Source organism: Priestia sp. P5_B4 (genome assembly GCF_056400385.1).
In genome coordinates, this window is the sequence record NZ_JBFULJ010000934.1 from 1 (window position 1) to 1,438 (window position 1,438).

At 38.7% G+C, this 1,438-nt stretch carries 2 protein-coding genes; one reads left to right on the plus strand and one right to left on the minus strand.

The window, feature by feature from the left end; genetic code table 11:
* Positions 1-220: winged-helix domain-containing protein (locus tag AC1DRF_RS27615; RefSeq protein WP_477742258.1), on the plus strand; the 220-nt coding region annotated here is incomplete at its 5' end.
* A 74-nt stretch (positions 221-294) separates the two neighbouring features.
* Here AC1DRF_RS27615 and AC1DRF_RS27620 read toward each other — a convergent pair.
* Positions 295-1,371 (minus strand): cyanophycinase, encoded by a 1,077-nt coding sequence (locus AC1DRF_RS27620; RefSeq protein WP_047930844.1) that lies wholly within the window; start codon positions 1,369-1,371, stop codon positions 295-297.
* Positions 1,372-1,438: the final 67 nt, after the last annotated feature.

Genomic DNA, 1,438 nt, shown 5'->3' on the forward strand with positions numbered 1-1,438 from the left:
GCAGTGTAATGATACAGGAAAAGCAGCAAGCAGAAAGTGGATTACACAGCATTTAAAAGGCTTTACTCTTACAGAACAGCAGGTGAGAAATCGTTTGGATGTACTAGAAGAAAAAGAGTATATTATAAAACGCAGAGGCAGAGCAGGAACGAAAATAACAGAAAAAGGACTGCATTATCTATATCATTTAAAAACAAAACAGCACTTAATCAATCCTTAATATACGGAAGAAAGGGAAACTTCACTAATCAAGTTTCCCTTTTCTATAAAATAGTGTCGTCATAGACTGGGCGTTTACGGCTGATTTCCTCCGTATACTTTTCCTGTAGAGGAAGTAATAACACCGCCGTTTACGTTTAAAGTATAAGCTAACCCTCCAGAACCCGTCCAAGTGGAAAGATTAAAAGTGCTGCCATTAAATAGTTTATAGATAGAAATATTATTAAACGTCAGCGGCTGACCGCTTATACAAGTAGCAGGCGCCTTATTCGTTTTAGCTAGATAAACAGCTGCGTTTGTAGAGCCTGGCTGTGTTACTACTTTAGCTGAACCATCTTTTTCTACCAGAAGCGCTGACTGTTCATTAACAGCAATTCCTTTGGCGCTTGTTCCAGTTTCTTCTCCGTCTTGGATATTACGTGCAAGAAATGTTAAAAAGCGTCCCATTCTATCTCGTTGTTCAAAATGAGTGTCTGTTTGAATGTTATTATTATGCGGGGTTTGAATCAAATAATCTGTAAAAGAAATAAGAGAACTATAGGGATTGTTTAGCGCTGTTTTCGAATCTAAAGTTGTAGAGCCTGCTGAGATAGAGTCATAAACGTGATCACCTTGAATCATGGTGCCGGCACTTGTTCCTCCAAAAGGAATGCCTTGATTAATACGATTATTTAAGGCTGTAAGAGCTGGGGATCCTTCTAAGAAATCTACGTAATCAGCTTGATTGCCTCCAGCAAAAAAGATGCCTTCTGCTTTGTTAATTTTGTCAATTAAAGAAGAGTCTGAACCTGCTCTTATTAAATCATCAACAACAATTGTGCTAACAGAGTTAAGGGGCTTACCTATGCTTTTGGCGAGGTCATAGATATATGAATTATAGGCGTCAGTACCCGTCGCTCTTATAACCAAGAAATCTCCGCCGTTTGCCTTTTGAATCATCCATTTGAATGCTTCATCTACATCGATGCTTCCGCCCATATAGACTTGTCCGAAGCTTGTACTAGTAGCTTTGTCTGCAGTACTTCCGACTTGATAAAGTGTATAAGGTGCAGAAGCAGCGGAAGTGGAGATTGGAAGTAAAAGAGATGCCGCGAGAACAGCACAAGTAATGACCTGCTTTTTAATACTTTTCTTACGTTCAGCTTTTTTCATAAAGTTCTCCTCCTTTAATAAGTGTTCATAAATGAACATGCAAGTTTTATACCACCTTATTGAACAC

Coding starts and splice junctions, on each gene's coding strand:
- AC1DRF_RS27620 (WP_047930844.1), bottom strand. CDS start 1,371: ATGAAAAAAGCTGAACGTAAGAAAAGTATTAAAAAGCAGGTCATTACT.